This window comes from Streptomyces spiramyceticus (assembly GCF_028807635.1).
GTDB lineage: Bacteria > Actinomycetota > Actinomycetes > Streptomycetales > Streptomycetaceae > Streptomyces > Streptomyces spiramyceticus.
On sequence record NZ_JARBAX010000002.1, the window covers coordinates 1329749 to 1345003 of the forward strand.

Sequence of the window (15255 nt, forward strand, 5' to 3'; positions counted from 1 at the left end):
ACCGCCGGACGGGCTGAATTCAGCCCGTCCGGCGGTCGAGGTTCCCTCGCCTCAGCCCGCTTCCTTCGCGCTCGCGTCCTCGACGGACTTGCGGACCTCGTCCATGTCGAGCTTGCGGGCCTGGCCGATGACATCCTCCAGCGCCGCCTCCGGCAGCGCGCCGGGCTGGGCGAACACCGCCACCCTGTCGCGCACGATCATCAGCGTCGGAATGGAGCGGATCTCAAAAGCCGCGGCCAGCTCCTGCTGCGCCTCGGTGTCGACCTTGGCGAAAACAAGGTCCTCGTGGCGTTCGGACACGCTCTCGAAAACCGGGGCGAACTGTCGGCACGGACCGCACCAGGAAGCCCAAAAATCGATCAGGATGAAGTCGTTGTCGCTGACGACCTGATCGAAGTTGTCCTTGGTGAGCTCGACAGTGGACATGGTTGCTCCTCTTCCTGGCATAACGGGCGAAGCCGTCCCGCACAACGACGTGCGGGCTCGCGGTATTCCGTCTGCCCGGCTGGCCGGCGCGCACACGTGTCGGACTGGAACGACGACGGTCAGGTGGACTGGCACGGGCAGCCGCGCCGTCGTGCCCGGCTTCAGGCGGCAAAGCCTCGACACCGCCCGCTGGGGCGCCCACTCCGCCACCGCCGACCACGCCGCCGTACCCCGTGGGCCCCGGCGTCGGCGAGTTGCTCCATTCGGCGACGGTGGCGGTCGCGGGCGAGGTCCCGGTCGAACGCCTGTGGCATGCGGTCCCGGCCTGTCCGACGATCAGCGAGGTGTGGCTGCGGCTGCTGGAGACGTACCGCGGCTGAGGGGGGATCCTGAACTGAGAACCGCGCACCTGCGGCGGACGACGACCTTGCGTGGGCGAGGAGGAGTGTCATGAACAGGACGCTCGAATGGAATGTGCGCGTGCACCTCTCCGAGGAGGACGGCACGACGAAGGCCGAGGCGGTGCTGGACACCGGAGCAACGATGCTCACCGGCCGGGGGGTTGCCCGGTGCAGCCCCCAGGACGTGGACGTTCCCGAGATCGGCGACGAACTCGCGGCGAGCCGTGCCATGAAGGACATCGCCGGGCAGCTGATGAAGGCGGCGGACCGCGACCTCGAGTCCGTGGGAGCGGGACCGGAGAACGGCCGTACCGGCCCGGCATACGGCTGGACGGTGGTGGAGCCGTAGAGAGGTTCCAGAGGATTCCAGAGGAGCAGGACCGCAGAGGGAGAGCAGAGGCTTCAGTCGTGGGCGACGACCGCGACCGGCGACGCCGCGTGGTGGATCACCGCATGGGTGATGTGGCCGATGTGCCCACCCAGCGGTGAACGCCTGATGCGGCGCCCGACCACCACCAGCCCCGCGCCGTCGCCCGCGTACAGCAGCTGCTGCGCTGCCGGACCGGCGACGCACTTCTCGTCGACCGTCACCGACGGGTACCGCCTCCTCCAGGGGAGCAGCAGGTCGCTGAGCGCCTGGGTCACGCGTTGGCCGACGTCGAGCTGGATGTCCGGTTCGAGAGCGGACGCGTAGCTGTAGGCGGGAGGCAGGCTCCAGGCGTGCACTACGCGCAGCGTGGCGCCGCGTCGGCCGGCTTCGTCGAAGGCGAAGCCGAGGAGCTTGTCGCAGGACTCGTGGATGTCGACGCCGACCACGACGTCGCCGTGCGGGAGTCCGGCAGGAGTCTCCTCGTACGGAGTCTCGTCGTCCGGCAGGCTCGGGGCCCGTACGAGTACGACGGGCTGTTCGGTGGCGCTGATCGTGGCCATGCCGACGGAACCGACGAGGAACCCCACGATGCTGCCCAGCCCACGGGAGCCGAGCACCAGCATCTCGGCCGCCGCCGCCTCGGCCGAGAGGACCTCGAACGGCCGGCCTTCGATCCTGCGCGTGGTGATCTCCAGTTCGGGATGGCGGTCGCGCAGGTCGTCAGCGGTCTCGTGGAGGAGCGTGTCCGCCCACCTGCGTTGCACATCCGGACCGGCCATCGGGACGGCAGCCGTGGTCGGGTACTCCTCCGCGTGGACGAGATCGAGGCGGCTGCCGAGCAGCAGCGCCTCGCGGGCCGCCCAGCGGGCAGCGGCCAGGCTCTCGGCCGAGCCGTCCAGGCCTGCGATCAGTGGGCGAGTCATGGAATTCGGACCTCCTTCGGTGGCCGTGCGGCCACTCCGCCCATTCCCGGCTAACCGAAACTCACGAAAACTAACCGGAACTAAGTGACCTTGATCCGGCGGCCGCTGATGCGGGTGGGCTCGATGGTCAGCCACAGCCCGCGGTCGCCCCCGGCCCACGGCGACGTGTGCGCCTCGGCCTCCAGCCGTCGTACGACCGAGGGGTCGGTGACCACACGAGCGGTCCCGACGACGAGAACGCTCCACCCCTGGCTCATCGCATCGTCGATGTGGTCCACCTCGAACGCCACCTCGCTGCCCGCGGCGGCGGCCGGAACGGCGTCGGCGGCGGTCCGGTACGCGATGGCGCCGTCCGTCACCTGGTAGTTGACCGGCACGATGGCCGGCCCGTCCGCAGTGGTCACGGCCACCCTGCCCACACCGTGCGTCGACATCAGGGCACGGCACTCGTCGGGGCTCAGTTCCAGCATCACCGGACGGTGGCCCGCACGGCCCATGCCGGGGGGCAGCTCCACATTGCCCCCCGTCAGCTCGACGACGGTGGTCTCCAGCGCGTCGGCGAGCCGGAGCAGGAAACCGATGCCCGGCGCCGAGGGCTGCTCCTCGATGTACTGGAGGTAGCCGGGCGCGGATCCGGCGCGCAGGGCGACCTCCTCGCGGGAAAGCCCGAGCTGCTCACGGCGTGCCGTCACGCGTCTGCCGATGTCGCCACGCCCGTCCCTGGGCGGCCGGCGGTGCGTGCCTCGCACTTCGTTGTCCGACATGCTGATCACATCCTTTGCGTTCATGGTCAGTCTGGGCGCACCGAGGGGATGCCGCACGGCCGTCCGTTTCCGCTGCGCCGGTGCGACGGTTGGTACAGGAGCTTCTCCCGGCGGTCCGATGGAAGGCGGTGGGGACGATGGAGCTGCCCCTGGTGGTGGGCGTGGACGGGTCGGATTCCAGCCTTTTGGCGGTCGACTGGGCCGTCGACGAGGCCGCACGTCACGGGCTTCCGCTGCGCCTGGTGAACGCCTCCAGGTGGGAGCGCTACGAGGGAACGGGACTCGACGTACACACCCTCGGCCGTCCCACCAGGCATGCGCCCGCCGACACCGTGGTGGGAGTCGCCGCCGAGCGCGCCAGCCGCCGTAACCCGGACGTAGCAGTCTCGGTCGACGTCCTGGCGGAGGACGCCGTGACCGCACTGCTCGACGCGGGGCGCAATGCCTCGGCCCTGATCACCGGGTCACGGGGCCGCGGCGGAATCCGGGGCCTCCTGCTGGGTTCCGTGGGCCTGGCCGTGGCCGCCCGCGCCCACTGTCCGGTCATCGTGGTGCGCGGCGACAAGGCGGGCCTGGAGGGTACGCACGAGCGCATTCTGCTCGGTGTCGCCGAGCCGCCGAAGGGGTCTGCGGCGGTCCGGTTCGCCTTCCGCGAGGCGGAGGCCCGGGGCTGCACCGTCGATGCCGTGCGCGCCTGGCGCAGTCCGGCACACGAGCCCGTCGATCATCCGCTGATCGTCGGCGGCCCGGAGCACTACCTGGAGGAGCAGGCGGCGATCCTGATCGAGGAGGCGCTCGGTGAGGCCGAACGTGACCATCCGGAGGTTGTGGTGCGCCGCGACACGGTCGAGGGCCCGGCCCACAAGGTGCTGGTGGAGCGCTCGGCCGCCGCGGACATGATCATTGTGGGGGCGGCCCAGCGCCGCCACGGCTACCTCGGTCTCCAGCTGGGCCGGGTGGCGCACGCCGCGCTGCACCACGCCTACTGCCCGGTCGCCGTCGTACCGCAGTCGTCGTGACCGCGCGGGGCCGCCGCCCGTACCGCTGACCTGCTGACCGGTGACCGGTGACCCGCCCGAGCTTTGCCCGGTGAGGACTGTGCCAGGACAATGGGATTACGCCGAAAGGGAGGCGGTCGCCATGACCAGCATCGCCCGCCGCATGGCCACTCTGTTCCGCACCAAGGCCAACAAGGCGCTGGACAGGGCCGAAGATCCGCGCGAGGTTCTGGACTACTCGTACGAGCAGCAGCTTGAGATGCTGCGGCGAGTACGGCGTGGCGTGGCCGACGTGGCGACCAGCTGCAAACGGGTGGAGCTGCAGGTCAAGCAGTTGCAGCTGTCCAGGGAGAAACTGGACGGCCAGGCGCAGCAGTCGCTCGCCGCCGGGCGTGAGGACCTGGCCCGGGAGGCGCTCACCCGCCGTGCCGCCGCCGGGGCGCAGATCACCGACCTGCAGGCTCAGCACGCCGCCTTGCAGGACCAGGAGGCCAAGCTGATCGTCGCCGCGCAGCGCCTGGAGGCGAAGGTCGAAGCGTTCCGTACGCGCAAGGAGACCATCAAGGCCACCTACACCGCGGCCGAGGCCCAGACCAGCATCACCGAGGCCGTCACCGGTATCGGCGAGGAGATGGGCGACGTCGGTCTGGCCATGCAGCGCGCACAGGACAAGACGGAGCAACTGCAGGCCCGCGCCGGTGCGCTGGACGAGCTGATCGCCTCCGGCGTACTGGAGGATGCGACCCTGCCGGCCGGACGTGACGACATCCAGGCCGAGCTGGAGGCAGTCACCGCAGGCCAGGACGTGGAGACCCAGCTGGCCCGCATGAAGGCCGAGCTGCCTGCGGCTTCCGCCCCGGCGGAGGTGGAGGCCGCGCAGTCACCGAAGGGATCGACGGGCCGGGAGGCAACGCCATGATCATGCGGATTCTCGGCGAGGGCCAGTACGAGATCGCCCCACAGCACCTCGGCCGCCTCAACGAGCTGGACGCCGCCCTCCAGTCGGCAGCCGACGCGGGCAACGAGGCGGCGTTCGCCTCCGCCCTGTCGGCCCTCCTGGACGCGGTGCGCACCCTCGGCACGCCGGTGCCGGAAGAGGTGATCACACCGTCCAGGCTGGTGCTGCCCGACGAGCACACCAGCCTGCAGCAGGTACGCGAAATGCTCTCCGACGAGGGCCTGATCCCGGGGTAATGGGGTGATGGTGATGCGCAGTCGCTTCGAGCCCGACCGGCAGCTGACCGCCCGCATGGTCGTCACGATGTTCCTGCTGGGCCTGCTGTACGTGGCGTTCATCGCCGCACTGATCGTGCTGCTGAAGTCCGTCGCCCTGGTGATCGTCATTGCCGTCGTGCTGCTGGGCGCCCAGTTCTGGTTCTCCGACCGGATCGCCCTGTTCGCCATGCGCGGCCGTATCGTCACCGCCGAGCAACAGCCCCGGCTGCACGGGGTCGTCGACCGCCTGTGCGCCACCGCGGACATGCCGAAACCCCGGGTGGCCGTCTCCGACATGGACCTGCCCAACGCGTTCGCCACCGGCCGGAACGCCGACCACGCGGTGATCTGCGTGACCACCGGACTGATGCGCCGCCTGGAGACCGAGGAACTCGAAGGCGTCCTCGCCCACGAGCTCTCGCACGTCGCACACCGCGACGTCGCGGTGATCACCATCGCGTCGTTCCTGGGCGTGATCGCCGGGCTCATCGTCCGGTTCGCCTTCTACTCCCAGCTGTTCGGCGGACGCCAGCGCGACCAGAACACCGCCCTGATGCTCCTTGTCGTCATGGGCGTCTCGGCCCTCGTGTACGCCATCAGCTTCCTGCTCATCCGCGCGCTTTCCCGCTACCGCGAACTGGCCGCCGACCGCGCTGCGGCCATGCTCACCGGCAAGCCCTCCGCCCTGGCGTCGGCGCTGACCAAAGTCAGCGGCGACATCGCCCGTATCCCCACCAGGGATTTGCGTACCGCCCAGGCGTTCAACGCGTTCTTCTTCACCCCCGCGCTCGGCCCCGGCACGGCGCTGGCGAACCTGTTCTCCACCCACCCGACGCTGGAGCGCCGCCTCGAAGCACTCGGGGAGATCTCCGCGCGACTGGGCGGCGAATCGTGATGAGGAGGACCTTCATGAGTCGAACCGTCATGAGTCGAACCGTCACGAGGAGGAGCTGAGGTCCCGTGGGTTTCCTGGACGCCCTGTTCGGCCGGAGCAAGCCGGTCAAGCCCGACCTGGACCAGCTCTTCGGCCTTCCCTCGGCGGGCATCACCCTCCAGGCGGCGGTCGGCTTCGCCCCGACCGGGCTGGGCTCGGTGTGCTTCGCCGCCATCGAGGGCGGGGCGTTCGCACAAGTCCAGCAGGAGGTACGAGCTCTCCTGGACGCGGACTCCGAACGGGGCGGCGTGCCCGTGGAGTTCAGCCGCGACACCTACGGGTACGCGTGGCTGCTCTCCCGCCGCGATCCCACCGAACTGCCCGCGCTCGTCAACGACCTGCACGCCGTGAACACCACCCTGCAGGACAGCGGCTTCGGCCCCCAGCTCCTCTGCTCGCTGGTCACCTTCCAGGACGCCGAACTGCGCAGGCTCGCCCTGGTCTACCTCTACAAGCGCGGCAGCTTCTACCCGTTCGCTCCGCTGCCCGGTGAAAAGCGCGACAACGCACTGGAGCTTCAGGTCAGAGCCACCGTCAAGGACGACCTGCGCATCGAGCAGGACCTGAGCCGCTGGTTCCCCCTGTGGGGCGCACCGGGCCTGTGATGCGCCGAGGCTGTCAGCCGCCCGCCCACCAGCGCCTCCGCCGCACTCGTCCGTGCGTAGAGCACCACCCGCCCCGTGCGCTGTGCCCGCCCGGTCGCCCGACGCCTGGGTTACGGCCGCACGCTCGGCCTCGCCGGTCTGTGCCTGGCACCGACCGCGCTGCTCGTCCCGCTCATCGACCGGGGGCCTTGGCTCTGGGCGGCGGGGGCGGGCTGGCTGCGTGTGCCGCTTCAGGAACCCTTAGGGCGTGTCCGGCGTGCCTGCCGACGCCGTCCGCGACGAGGTCAGCACGCCGATCTTGTCGATGCGATGCTCGGGGTTGCCCTTGTCGTCACGCCAGAAGTTCCCGGCCGCGTCGTCCTCCGGGGTCGCACAGGTAGAGATCGTGATCATCGGCTCGGTGGGCCGCTTGCCCGGCGAGCCAGGAACCGCGGCCCGCTGCTCGGCCAGTGACCGCTCGGAGCGGAACGAGGTCGTCCTGGTGTCGGTGATCTTGTACTCGTACACCTTGCCGCCCGCCGTCACGAAGACGGAGTCGCCCTTGTCGACCGACGGAAGCTCGCGCAGCGGCCCTCCGGCAGAAAGGCGGTGCGCCGTAACCAGGTAATTGCCGACCTCGCCGGGCCCGACACCGCCTTGATCGCCGTACGGGCCGGCAGCCACACCGCGGTCCTGGATCCGTGTGCCGGCCCAGTCGTCCGTGGTCCCCTCGTACGGGACGACGCGCAGGTCAGTGATGCCGATCGACGGAATGGCGAGCAGGGCGGTCTGGTGCCGCGTGCTGCTCTTGGGTGCGGCCGGCTCGGTGGAGGAGGTGGCAGGCGCCGGTTCGACGGCTGTCGCCGCCTTTGCCGAGGTGTCCGGCGAGTGCACCGTGACGGGAGCCGGTGCGGGCTTGTCGGCCGAGCTGTCGCCGCCACTGGTGGCACACCCCGCCAGTACGACGATGAGCGTGCCGGCGAGCGCTGCGGGAACGCAGCGGGGGCTGAACATGCCACGTAAAACAGCACGAGCCGATCGAGTGTTCCCGTCCCTTGGGGCCCGGGGACCGCGGTCCGGGACCTGAGATCGATACGTCAGCCCAGCTCAAGGCTCGTCACGCCGAACAGCCCCTCATGATCGATCCGCGGAACCGCACCTGTGTACATCCGCGCCGTCTCGAAGGACGGCGTCAGCCCCAGCCGCTCCGCCAGCCGGACGGCACTCGCATTGATGTCCGGTACATCGATCGCCACGGGTTCTCCCGGCGCCGTGGCCGAAAGGGCACCCACCAAGGCGGCGGCCACCTCCGGCGAGCCGGCGTAGAGCGGCCCGATGCGCGACGCCGCACGGCAGCGGCGCATGACGGCGAAGCCGTGCAGTTCTCCGTCGTGGAGCGCGGCGACGGCGGTGCGCCGGGGCGCGGCGATCCACGGTGCGAGGAAGCTGTCGCAAGGCGCCGGGAAGAACTGGCGGTCGTACGCCGCGAGTTGATCGAACGGCAGAGTCCGGGCATCGACCAGCGTGATGCCGGACGGCACCGCCGTGTCGGCGTACGGCGTACCTTCGTACCGGATGTTGTTCCAGGCGGAACGGAACCCGGATTTACGGTAGTTGTCCTGCTGAGCCACCACACCGTCGAGCCCCACGTTGCGACCGGCGAGCCGCGCCATACCGGCGTCCCAGACCCGCATGCCGTAACCCTGGCCGCGCAGCGACGGGCGCGTGATGTAGAAGCCCAGAAACGCGAAGTCGGATCCGTAGCGCACGACCGAAACACACGCGGCGGGCTCACCGTCGAGGCGTCCGATCAGGAAGCCGCGCGGATCGGCGGCGAAGAAGGCCTGGCCGTCGGTGTGACCCGGGTTCCAGCCCTCCGCATCGGCCCAGTCCGCCAGGAGCCGCATGTCGTCGGCGCTCGCGACGGTGATCTCAAAAGCCGGCACTTCCACTCCAAGGGGTCGTCGGGAAGCTTCGGACACTGGTCTACCCCAGTCCGTGATCACTTCGCCCGGCTTTCCTTGACCTCAAGTGCAGTTGACGTTGAACAGTGGTCCCTGAACCCACCCGCGCAGGTCAACCGCAGGTCAACGATTCAGGAGCGTACGCATGCACGCGATACGGCTGCACGTCTTCGGCCCCGCCGAGAACCTCACCTACGAAGAGGTACCCGACCCGGTCCCGGCCGAGGGACAGGTGCGGATCGATGTGCAGGCCGCCGGGGTCCACTTCATCGAGACCACGCTGCGTCGCGGCCACGGCGTCGGCCCGCATCTGCCCCCGGAGCTGCCGGTCACCCCGGGTGCGGAGGTCGCCGGTGTCGTGGCGGCGGTGGGTCCGGGCGTGGGCACCGAATGGCTGGGCCGCCGGGCCGTGGCGCAGCTCGAAGGGGACGGAGGGTACGCCGAGCGGGCGGTCGTGGACGTCGGCTCGCTGCATCCGGTTCCCGACCACGTGGACGCCGAAACCGCCGTAGCGATGATCACGACCGGGGCCACGGCACAGGGAGTGCTCGGAGTCGCGCGGATTTCGGCGCACGATGTCGTGCTGGTGATGTCGGCGGCAGGCGGCCTCGGCAGCCTCTTCGTGCAGGCGGCGCGGCAGGCCGGTGCGGTCGTGGTGGGAGTGGCAGGAGGTCCCGCGAAGGTGGAGCGCGTACGTACGCTCGGCGCCGATGTCGCGGTCGACTACCGGAACGCCGACTGGCCCGCCCGGATCCGCGAAGCTCTGGGCGGCCGCGGGGTGACCGTGGTCCTGGACGGCGTCGGCGGCCGACGGGGCCGGGAGGCGCTGGAACTGCTCGGCCCCGGGGGGCGCTTCCTGCTGCACGGCTGGGCGGCGGGGGAGCCGACCCGGATCACCACGCGCGACCTGGTCGAACGCCAACTCACCGCCACCTGGGCGATCGGGCCGAACATGGTCCCCTCACGGGGTTGGCGCGAGCTTGCGGAGCGGTCGCTCGGGGCAGCGGCTGACGGCAGCCTCGTCCCGTTGATCACGCGCTTCCCACTGGAGCGAGCCGCTGACGCGCACGCTGCCCTGGAGGCCCGCAAGACCGAGGGCAAGGTGGTGCTGACGGCCTGACGGCCTGACGGGTGATAGCGAGACGGGTGATGGCGTGACGCGCTCGCCCGGCCCGCCCGCCTCACTCGCCCGCCCGCGTCGCCCCCAAGTGCCGGACGAACCACGCCTGCGCGAGGCCCGCGACCTCGTCCAGCGCCCCCGGTTCCTCGAAGAGATGCGTGGCGCCCGCGACGACTTCGAGCCGGTTCTCGCAGCGCAGCTGCGCCTGCGCCTGCCGGTTGAGTTCCAGAACCCTCGCGTCGTCGCCGCCCACGATGAGCAGTGTGGGCGCCCGTACGTCGGCGAGCCGGGGCCCGGCGAGATCGGGCCGGCCGCCTCGGGACACGACAGCGCCGACGTCCGCCTCGGCCGAGGCGGCGGCCCGCAGCGCGGCCGCGGCTCCGGTGCTCGCCCCGAAGTAACCGATCGGGACGGCTTCGCGGTTGCGCAGCCAACGAGTGGTGTCCACCAGTCTCCCGGCCAGCGTTTCGATGTCGAAGACGTTCGCGCGGTCGGCTTCCTCCGCGGTCGTGAGCAGGTCGAACAGCAGGGTGCCGAGGCCCGCCTCGTTCAGGGCCGACGCCACCCGGCGGTTGCGCGGGCTGTGGCGGCTGCTGCCGGAGCCGTGGGCGAACATCACGATCGCCCCGGCGCCCGTCGGCAGGACGAGCTCCCCGGCCAGCCGGACCCCGCCCGCGTCCACTTCCACTTCCTCCGACCGGTCGGCCCCGGCTGCCGGCCGATTGGCCTTCCCCAGCAGGTCGATGACTTCCTCGTCGGGGGTCTGCGAGAAGTCGTGGTACCACTCGCCGACCGCGCGGAACGCGCTCGGCGTGGAAAGGCACACCACTTCGTCCACGGCGCTGCGCAGCGTGGCGGCGGCGTCCGGCGGCGCGACCGGGACGGCGAGCACCACGCGGGCCGCGCCGTGCGCTCGTACGACCTGGCACGCGGCCTTCGCGGTGGCGCCGGTCGCCACTCCGTCGTCCACCACGATCGCGGTGCGGCCGTCGAGCGACAGCATCGGCCGGTTGCCGCGGAACCGCAGCGCCTGCCGTTCCAGCTCCACCGCCTCGGCACGCTCGACCGCCGCGATGTCCTGCTCCGCGATCCCGCTGCGCCGGACGATGTCGTCGCTGATGACCCGTACCCCGCCCTCACCGATGGCACCGAAGGCCAGTTCCCGGTGGTACGGGACGCCGAGTTTGCGTACGACGATCACATCGAGGGGGGCGTGCAGTGCCTGCGCCACTTCGAAGGCCACCGGAACTCCGCCCCGGGGTAGGCCCAGAACGATGGTTTTCTCGCCTGCCAGGTGCCCCAGCGCCTCGGCAAGACGCCGGCCCGCATCCACGCGATCGGTGAACAGCACAGCGGTTCACCCCTTACCCGGGGGAGTCAGAAGCCACGTACATACCTACTTCGTACTAACCCCCTCCGGGGTGCCATGCAAGTCGGCGGCAGCCTCACCGCCGCGATCAAGGGAGTGCCGGCTCGGCGGTGGGGCACTCGGAGAGCGTCCGGCGTGCGGGCCGAGCGGCTCTGTTCCGGTCGCAGGCGAGCGCCCGCCGGGTGAGCCTGGTAGCGCCGCGATGCCGTCGCGGCGGCCGGCGGGGAGAAGCAGCCGGCAGAGAAGTGCCAGTCGGTCCGCAGAGAGAGGTTCCGCAGTGAACAGCACGGAACATCCGGAGGCAGAAGTCGTAGTAGAGCTCACCGGCTGTCCGGCGGAGGACGCCCACGCCGTTTTCAGTGCCTTGCGGACCTCCTTCGCGGGCGACCGGCCCGCCGACGACGTGCCGCACGAGGTGGTCGCCGGGCGGCCGACGGTGTGGACAGCGACCTTCGACGTGTCCGAACAGCGCGCCGTCCCCGGGCCCATGCGACTCACAGCACCCGTCACGGTCGACCTCCAGGGCGGCTACCGGGCGGTCGCCCAGTTGCAGGACAGTCTGGCGTCCGCGTTCGTGGTGGAGGTTGTCGGCATGGCGGCAGGCGACCAGGAGCAGGAGACCCAGCTGCGCCTGAGGAACCGGTAGCCGTGGCGATGGATGACACGGCGCGTCCAAGATCTGTTGCGGTTCCGGCTCCTCGGGGGCACGATATTGCTGACCCAAAAGGGACTATCGCTCACTCTTCGTGTTCGGGGGTCGTTGGTGCAACGAGGTGAAGCTCGTGAGCCTCGCGGTGAGGAGCCACGACGATGACACTTCCCAGCGACCGGTACTACGCGGTCGAACTGCACGCTTCGGCGGAGCGCGTCTCCCAGATTCGCCGCATTGTGGCCGCGCATCTCCGCCACTGGGATCTCGAGTCGCACATCCACGCCGTGTGCAGGGGTGTCGACGAACTGCTGACCAACGTCCACCGGCACGTCGGTCAGGACAACTGGTGCGTCATTGAACTCCGCTGGACCGGCAAGCATCTGACCGCGTCCGTGGCCGACAACGGCCCGCCGATGCCGCGCCTGGCCACGGCCAGTGGCGGTGGGCTCGCATTGGTGGCGGCGCTCAGCGACAGCTGGGGAACCTGCAGCACGTCCGAGGGAAAGGTCGTGTGGTTCACGCGCCGCGTCGAGGCGGCCCGCAACAGCCGGCTGGTGGCGCGGGCGCCCCTGCCGGGCGTACGCGACTCCAAGCGGGAGCCCGCTCCTGCCCTCACCTAGGTGCTCAACCGGGCTGCGCTCCAGTACGGAGCACAGCCCGGCCTCTGCGCGCCCAGCGCCCAATCTGCCCATCTGGTCGGCGCGGAGCACTCCCGGGCAGCCGCCGCACGGGAATAGGTTGTGCGCATGAGCAATCTTGAGCGCCAGGCCGTGCCTTCGGTCTGCGGCGGACGCGGCTTTGTCGTCGCGGAGCCGGTACGTGAACTCCTCACCGCCCGCAAGGTCCAGCTCGGCGAGTCCACCGAGGTACGCAGACTGCTGCCGAACCTCGGCCGCCGCATGATCGGCGCATGGTGCTTCGTCGACCACTACGGTCCCGACGACATCGCAGACGAGCCCGGCATGCAGGTGGCCCCCCACCCGCACTTCGGCCTCCAGACGGTCAGCTGGCTGCACGAGGGCGAAGTCCTGCACCGCGACAGCCTCGGCAGCCTCCAGACGATCCGGCCCCTCGAACTGGGCCTGATGACATCGGGCCGGGCGATCAGCCACTCCGAGGAGAGTCCTAAACCGCACGCCCGCTTCCTGCACGGCGCCCAACTGTGGGTCGCGCTGCCCGACGCGCACCGCGGCGTAGAGCCGAGCTTCCAGCACCACGCCGGTCTGCCCACTGTCACGGCACCCGGCCTCGTCGCCACCGTCATCCTCGGGTCACTCGACGGCGCCGCGTCGCCCGGTACGACGTACACCCCGATCGTCGGCGCCGACATCGCCCTGACGCGCGGCGCAGAGACCCGGCTGCCGCTCGACCCGGACTTCGAGTACGCAGTGCTGTCCATGTCCGGCGAGGCACACGTCGACGGCGTGCCCGTTCTCCCCGGCTCGATGCTCTACCTGGGCTGCGGCCGCACCGAACTCCCGATGCGCGCCGAGTCCGACGCCGGCCTGATGCTCCTCGGCGGAGAGCCGTTCGAGGAGGAACTGGTGATGTGGTGGAACTTCGTCGGGAGGTCGCACGAGGAGATCGAGGAGGCAAGGAGGGACTGGATGTCCGGCAGCCGCTTCGGCGAGGTGAAGGGCTACGACGGGGGTCGGCTGCCTGCTCCCGCGCTTCCGCCGGTGGCCCTGAAACCGCGCGGACGAGTGCGTTGACCTGGCGCTATGGGCACTGGCCTCGCTCTCGAGAGGTGCGGGTGCCGGGGCCCCTTCGCCTGTCCTGCGGCAGGGGTGCCCGCGCTTGTAAGCGATCCACGGTACGGCCGCGACGCGGAGTTCTTCGGCGGGCCGGGCCCGACAGCCCGTCAGGGTAACCCCGGTCAGTCAGGCGGCGGGACGAGATCACCGCGCAGCCGCCGGGCGCGCAGCACCAGCTCCATTTCGAAGCGGCGGTCCGGGTCGTCCAGGTCCTCGCCCCACAACTCACGGAGCTGTCTCAGCCGGTAGCGCACGGTCTGCGGGTGGACTCCGAGCCGGGCGGCCACCTCTGGCGCGCCACCCCGCGTTTCCAGCCAGGCCAGCAGGGTCTCGGCGAGACGGTGGGCGTGCGCGGGGCCGCCGGTCTCGCCCAAATGGGCCAGCCGCCGCCGCGCCAGATCGTCGATCAACTCCCTTGAGGGCAGCAGCACCAGGGCTTCGACGTGTTCGCCGCAGTGCAGGAGCCGCCCTTGCGGCAGCAGGCCCTGCTCGATCATCCCGACGGCGGCCTCGGCCCAGCGCAGCGACGTGGCGGCCTTCGCCAGGGGAACCGACGGGCCGATCGCGCCGGACCAATTGGCCGTCGCCCGGTGCAGCAACTCCGCGCGCCCGGGGGCGTCCGGGTCCGGCACCACCATGCGCGGCTGCTCGCCCTCCATGTCGAGCAGCACCTCGTCGCCCACGGCGGGGGCGACAGCCTCCTGGGCGGGGCGGAGCAGCACGGCCACCGCCACCCTTTCGGGCAGTTGCCAGCCGACGCCGGCCGCGCGTTCGGCGAGGACGGCGGACGGATCCGTGCGGTGCTCGGCGAGCAGGAGCTCGACGAGTTGTCGTTGCAGGCGCAGCCGCTCCCCGGCCTGGCGGGCGACGGCCTCGGCGTAGCCGCGTACCGACTGGGCCACCATGACGTCGAGGTACTCGAACGCGGACTCGGCGAGTTCGTACATAGCTGCGGGCGGGATGTCGACCTGCTGGCCGATCTCCGCCATACGCCGCCAGGAAAGGCGCACGCCCAGCCGGTAGATCCCCTGCAAGGAGTCCAGGCTGCGCCCCTGCGTGACTTCGCCGCGCCCGAAGTCCTGGAACATCTCGGGAAGGGCGCGCGGCCGGTCCGACCCCGTGGTCATCTGCTCCACGAAGAGCTCCAGCGCGTGCCGGATCGCAACCAGGGCCTTCGGCTCTCCGGACTCGTCGGCGATGAACGCCAGACCCGGATATTCCCGTCGGATCGCGACGAGGATGTCCTGTGCAAGCTCGGGGACCTGTTCCAGGGCGCGGTCGGCGAAACGCTGAATCCGTTCTCGTGGCACGTCGTGCCACGCTGACGACGCTTCCACAGCACCGCTCCTGGATGTCCGTCCGCATGCCGCTCGATCAGCCGGCCTGGATCTTTACAACCTAGCCCGCGCTGGGGCTCGGCGTGCTGGACGTTCCGTTGGCGGGAGGGTCGGGGAACGTGACGAGCGGCACATTCTGCTGCTCGGGTGTGGCGTTGAGAGCGGCGACGATTCCGAATGCGGCGCCTGTGGCCAGGACGGCGGAGGCAACGCAGGTCAGGAAGGCGGCGAGCAGTCTGGGCATGAGGATGATCGGCCTCTCTGTCGATGAGGTTGTCACCCAGCGCGCCGGCCCGGTCCGGCGCCGTCAGTATGCGAGTCGCATTGACAGGTGGTCAAGAGCCGCCTAATTTCGCCGGTCACAGCGCTGTTACTCCCGGGTACGCCACTCATCGGCCCGGACAGGCTGAAATCCGTGCGTGTGACCCCTTCCCGCACGGTCCA

18 protein-coding genes and 1 pseudogene are annotated in these 15255 nt (G+C 70.5%); 11 read left to right on the plus strand and 8 right to left on the minus strand.

Features of this window, described 5'->3' with window-relative positions; all coding sequences use genetic code 11:
- Window positions 1-51: 51 nt before the first annotated feature.
- Window positions 52-426 carry a thioredoxin gene (trxA, locus tag PXH83_RS29400; protein WP_274564434.1) on the minus strand — a complete coding sequence of 125 codons (375 nt, stop codon included), beginning with the start codon at window positions 424-426 and terminating at the stop codon, window positions 52-54.
- A 233-nt stretch (window positions 427-659) separates the two neighbouring features.
- On the opposite strand from trxA, the pseudogene PXH83_RS29405 reads away from it, so the two are divergent.
- Window positions 660-806, plus strand: a pseudogene (locus PXH83_RS29405) (pyridine nucleotide-disulfide oxidoreductase); the annotation flags it as partial.
- Window positions 807-876: 70 nt separating this feature from the next.
- Window positions 877-1176: a DUF1876 domain-containing protein gene (locus tag PXH83_RS29410; protein WP_274564437.1), complete on the plus strand. Its 300-nt coding sequence runs from the start codon at window positions 877-879 to the stop codon at window positions 1174-1176.
- A 53-nt stretch (window positions 1177-1229) separates the two neighbouring features.
- On the opposite strand, the gene PXH83_RS29415 is transcribed toward PXH83_RS29410, so the two are convergent.
- Together PXH83_RS29415 and PXH83_RS29420 are read right to left on the minus strand one after the other, a co-directional pair.
- The gene (locus tag PXH83_RS29415) at window positions 1230-2120 is read right to left on the minus strand and encodes a universal stress protein (RefSeq protein ID WP_274564438.1); all 891 of its coding nucleotides are present in this window, start codon (window positions 2118-2120) and stop codon (window positions 1230-1232) included.
- Between the two features lie 80 nt (window positions 2121-2200).
- On the minus strand, window positions 2201-2884 hold the full coding sequence (locus PXH83_RS29420; protein WP_338054748.1) for a helix-turn-helix domain-containing protein: 684 nt from the start codon (window positions 2882-2884) through the stop codon (window positions 2201-2203).
- A 137-nt stretch (window positions 2885-3021) separates the two neighbouring features.
- On the opposite strand from PXH83_RS29420, the gene PXH83_RS29425 reads away from it, so the two are divergent.
- From PXH83_RS29425 to pspAB, 5 genes are all read left to right on the plus strand, one after another.
- Window positions 3022-3903, plus strand: a complete 882-nt coding sequence (locus PXH83_RS29425; RefSeq protein ID WP_274564440.1) for a universal stress protein — start codon at window positions 3022-3024, stop codon at window positions 3901-3903.
- A 121-nt stretch (window positions 3904-4024) separates the two neighbouring features.
- Entirely contained in the window at window positions 4025-4801 is a 777-nt protein-coding gene (locus PXH83_RS29430; RefSeq protein WP_274564443.1) for a PspA/IM30 family protein, read from the plus strand.
- On the plus strand, window positions 4798-5076 hold the full coding sequence (gene pspAA, locus PXH83_RS29435; protein WP_214921443.1) for a PspA-associated protein PspAA: 279 nt from the start codon (window positions 4798-4800) through the stop codon (window positions 5074-5076). The genes PXH83_RS29430 and pspAA overlap by 4 nt, the downstream gene beginning before the upstream one ends.
- Before the next feature lie 13 nt (window positions 5077-5089).
- Complete coding sequence (gene htpX / locus PXH83_RS29440) at window positions 5090-5992, plus strand: zinc metalloprotease HtpX (protein ID WP_274564447.1); 903 nt, start codon at window positions 5090-5092, stop codon at window positions 5990-5992.
- A gap of 65 nt (window positions 5993-6057) precedes the next feature.
- Window positions 6058-6636: a PspA-associated protein PspAB gene (gene pspAB, locus PXH83_RS29445; protein ID WP_274564448.1), complete on the plus strand. Its 579-nt coding sequence runs from the start codon at window positions 6058-6060 to the stop codon at window positions 6634-6636.
- A gap of 240 nt (window positions 6637-6876) precedes the next feature.
- Here the strand turns inward: pspAB and PXH83_RS29450 are convergent, their stop codons facing one another.
- Window positions 6877-7629 (minus strand): class E sortase, encoded by a 753-nt coding sequence (locus PXH83_RS29450; RefSeq protein WP_274564449.1) that lies wholly within the window; start codon window positions 7627-7629, stop codon window positions 6877-6879.
- An 83-nt stretch (window positions 7630-7712) separates the two neighbouring features.
- Window positions 7713-8561, minus strand: coding sequence for a GNAT family N-acetyltransferase (locus PXH83_RS29455; protein WP_274564450.1), 849 nt, complete (start codon window positions 8559-8561; stop codon window positions 7713-7715).
- 163 nt (window positions 8562-8724) lie between these two features.
- Between PXH83_RS29455 and PXH83_RS29460 the strand changes: the two genes are divergently transcribed.
- Window positions 8725-9699: a zinc-binding dehydrogenase gene (locus PXH83_RS29460; protein WP_274564451.1), complete on the plus strand. Its 975-nt coding sequence runs from the start codon at window positions 8725-8727 to the stop codon at window positions 9697-9699.
- A 61-nt stretch (window positions 9700-9760) separates the two neighbouring features.
- On the opposite strand, the gene PXH83_RS29465 is transcribed toward PXH83_RS29460, so the two are convergent.
- Window positions 9761-11050 (minus strand): phosphoribosyltransferase, encoded by a 1290-nt coding sequence (locus PXH83_RS29465; protein ID WP_274564453.1) that lies wholly within the window; start codon window positions 11048-11050, stop codon window positions 9761-9763.
- Window positions 11051-11345: 295 nt separating this feature from the next.
- On the opposite strand from PXH83_RS29465, the gene PXH83_RS29470 reads away from it, so the two are divergent.
- The 3 genes from PXH83_RS29470 (at window position 11346) to PXH83_RS29480 (ending at window position 13432) form a co-directional block, all read left to right on the plus strand.
- Window positions 11346-11714 carry a hypothetical protein gene (locus PXH83_RS29470; protein ID WP_274564455.1) on the plus strand — a complete coding sequence of 123 codons (369 nt, stop codon included), beginning with the start codon at window positions 11346-11348 and terminating at the stop codon, window positions 11712-11714.
- Between the two features lie 164 nt (window positions 11715-11878).
- Window positions 11879-12340 carry an ATP-binding protein gene (locus PXH83_RS29475; protein WP_274564457.1) on the plus strand — a complete coding sequence of 154 codons (462 nt, stop codon included), beginning with the start codon at window positions 11879-11881 and terminating at the stop codon, window positions 12338-12340.
- Window positions 12341-12466: 126 nt separating this feature from the next.
- Window positions 12467-13432 (plus strand): pirin family protein, encoded by a 966-nt coding sequence (locus tag PXH83_RS29480; RefSeq protein WP_274564461.1) that lies wholly within the window; start codon window positions 12467-12469, stop codon window positions 13430-13432.
- Window positions 13433-13596: 164 nt separating this feature from the next.
- Here PXH83_RS29480 and PXH83_RS29485 read toward each other — a convergent pair whose 3' ends face one another.
- On the minus strand, window positions 13597-14784 hold the full coding sequence (locus tag PXH83_RS29485) for a PucR family transcriptional regulator (protein ID WP_274564463.1): 1188 nt from the start codon (window positions 14782-14784) through the stop codon (window positions 13597-13599).
- An 88-nt stretch (window positions 14785-14872) separates the two neighbouring features.
- Window positions 14873-15055 carry a hypothetical protein gene (locus tag PXH83_RS29490; RefSeq protein WP_215131826.1) on the minus strand — a complete coding sequence of 61 codons (183 nt, stop codon included), beginning with the start codon at window positions 15053-15055 and terminating at the stop codon, window positions 14873-14875.
- Window positions 15056-15255: the final 200 nt, after the last annotated feature.

Excerpts from the sequence above, each read along its gene's own strand:
- PXH83_RS29475 (WP_274564457.1), top strand. The coding sequence starts at position 11,879 with ATGACACTTCCCAGCGACCGGTACTACGCGGTCGAACTGCACGCTTCG.
- PXH83_RS29490 (WP_215131826.1), bottom strand. The coding sequence starts at position 15,055 with ATGCCCAGACTGCTCGCCGCCTTCCTGACCTGCGTTGCCTCCGCCGTC.
- PXH83_RS29425 (WP_274564440.1), top strand. The coding sequence starts at position 3,022 with ATGGAGCTGCCCCTGGTGGTGGGCGTGGACGGGTCGGATTCCAGCCTT.
- PXH83_RS29450 (WP_274564449.1), bottom strand. The coding sequence starts at position 7,629 with ATGTTCAGCCCCCGCTGCGTTCCCGCAGCGCTCGCCGGCACGCTCATC.
- trxA (WP_274564434.1), bottom strand. The coding sequence starts at position 426 with ATGTCCACTGTCGAGCTCACCAAGGACAACTTCGATCAGGTCGTCAGC.
- PXH83_RS29420 (WP_338054748.1), bottom strand. The coding sequence starts at position 2,884 with ATGTCGGACAACGAAGTGCGAGGCACGCACCGCCGGCCGCCCAGGGAC.
- PXH83_RS29415 (WP_274564438.1), bottom strand. The coding sequence starts at position 2,120 with ATGACTCGCCCACTGATCGCAGGCCTGGACGGCTCGGCCGAGAGCCTG.
- PXH83_RS29430 (WP_274564443.1), top strand. The coding sequence starts at position 4,025 with ATGACCAGCATCGCCCGCCGCATGGCCACTCTGTTCCGCACCAAGGCC.
- PXH83_RS29480 (WP_274564461.1), top strand. The coding sequence starts at position 12,467 with ATGAGCAATCTTGAGCGCCAGGCCGTGCCTTCGGTCTGCGGCGGACGC.
- PXH83_RS29460 (WP_274564451.1), top strand. The coding sequence starts at position 8,725 with ATGCACGCGATACGGCTGCACGTCTTCGGCCCCGCCGAGAACCTCACC.
- PXH83_RS29410 (WP_274564437.1), top strand. The coding sequence starts at position 877 with ATGAACAGGACGCTCGAATGGAATGTGCGCGTGCACCTCTCCGAGGAG.
- pspAA (WP_214921443.1), top strand. The coding sequence starts at position 4,798 with ATGATCATGCGGATTCTCGGCGAGGGCCAGTACGAGATCGCCCCACAG.
- htpX (WP_274564447.1), top strand. The coding sequence starts at position 5,090 with ATGCGCAGTCGCTTCGAGCCCGACCGGCAGCTGACCGCCCGCATGGTC.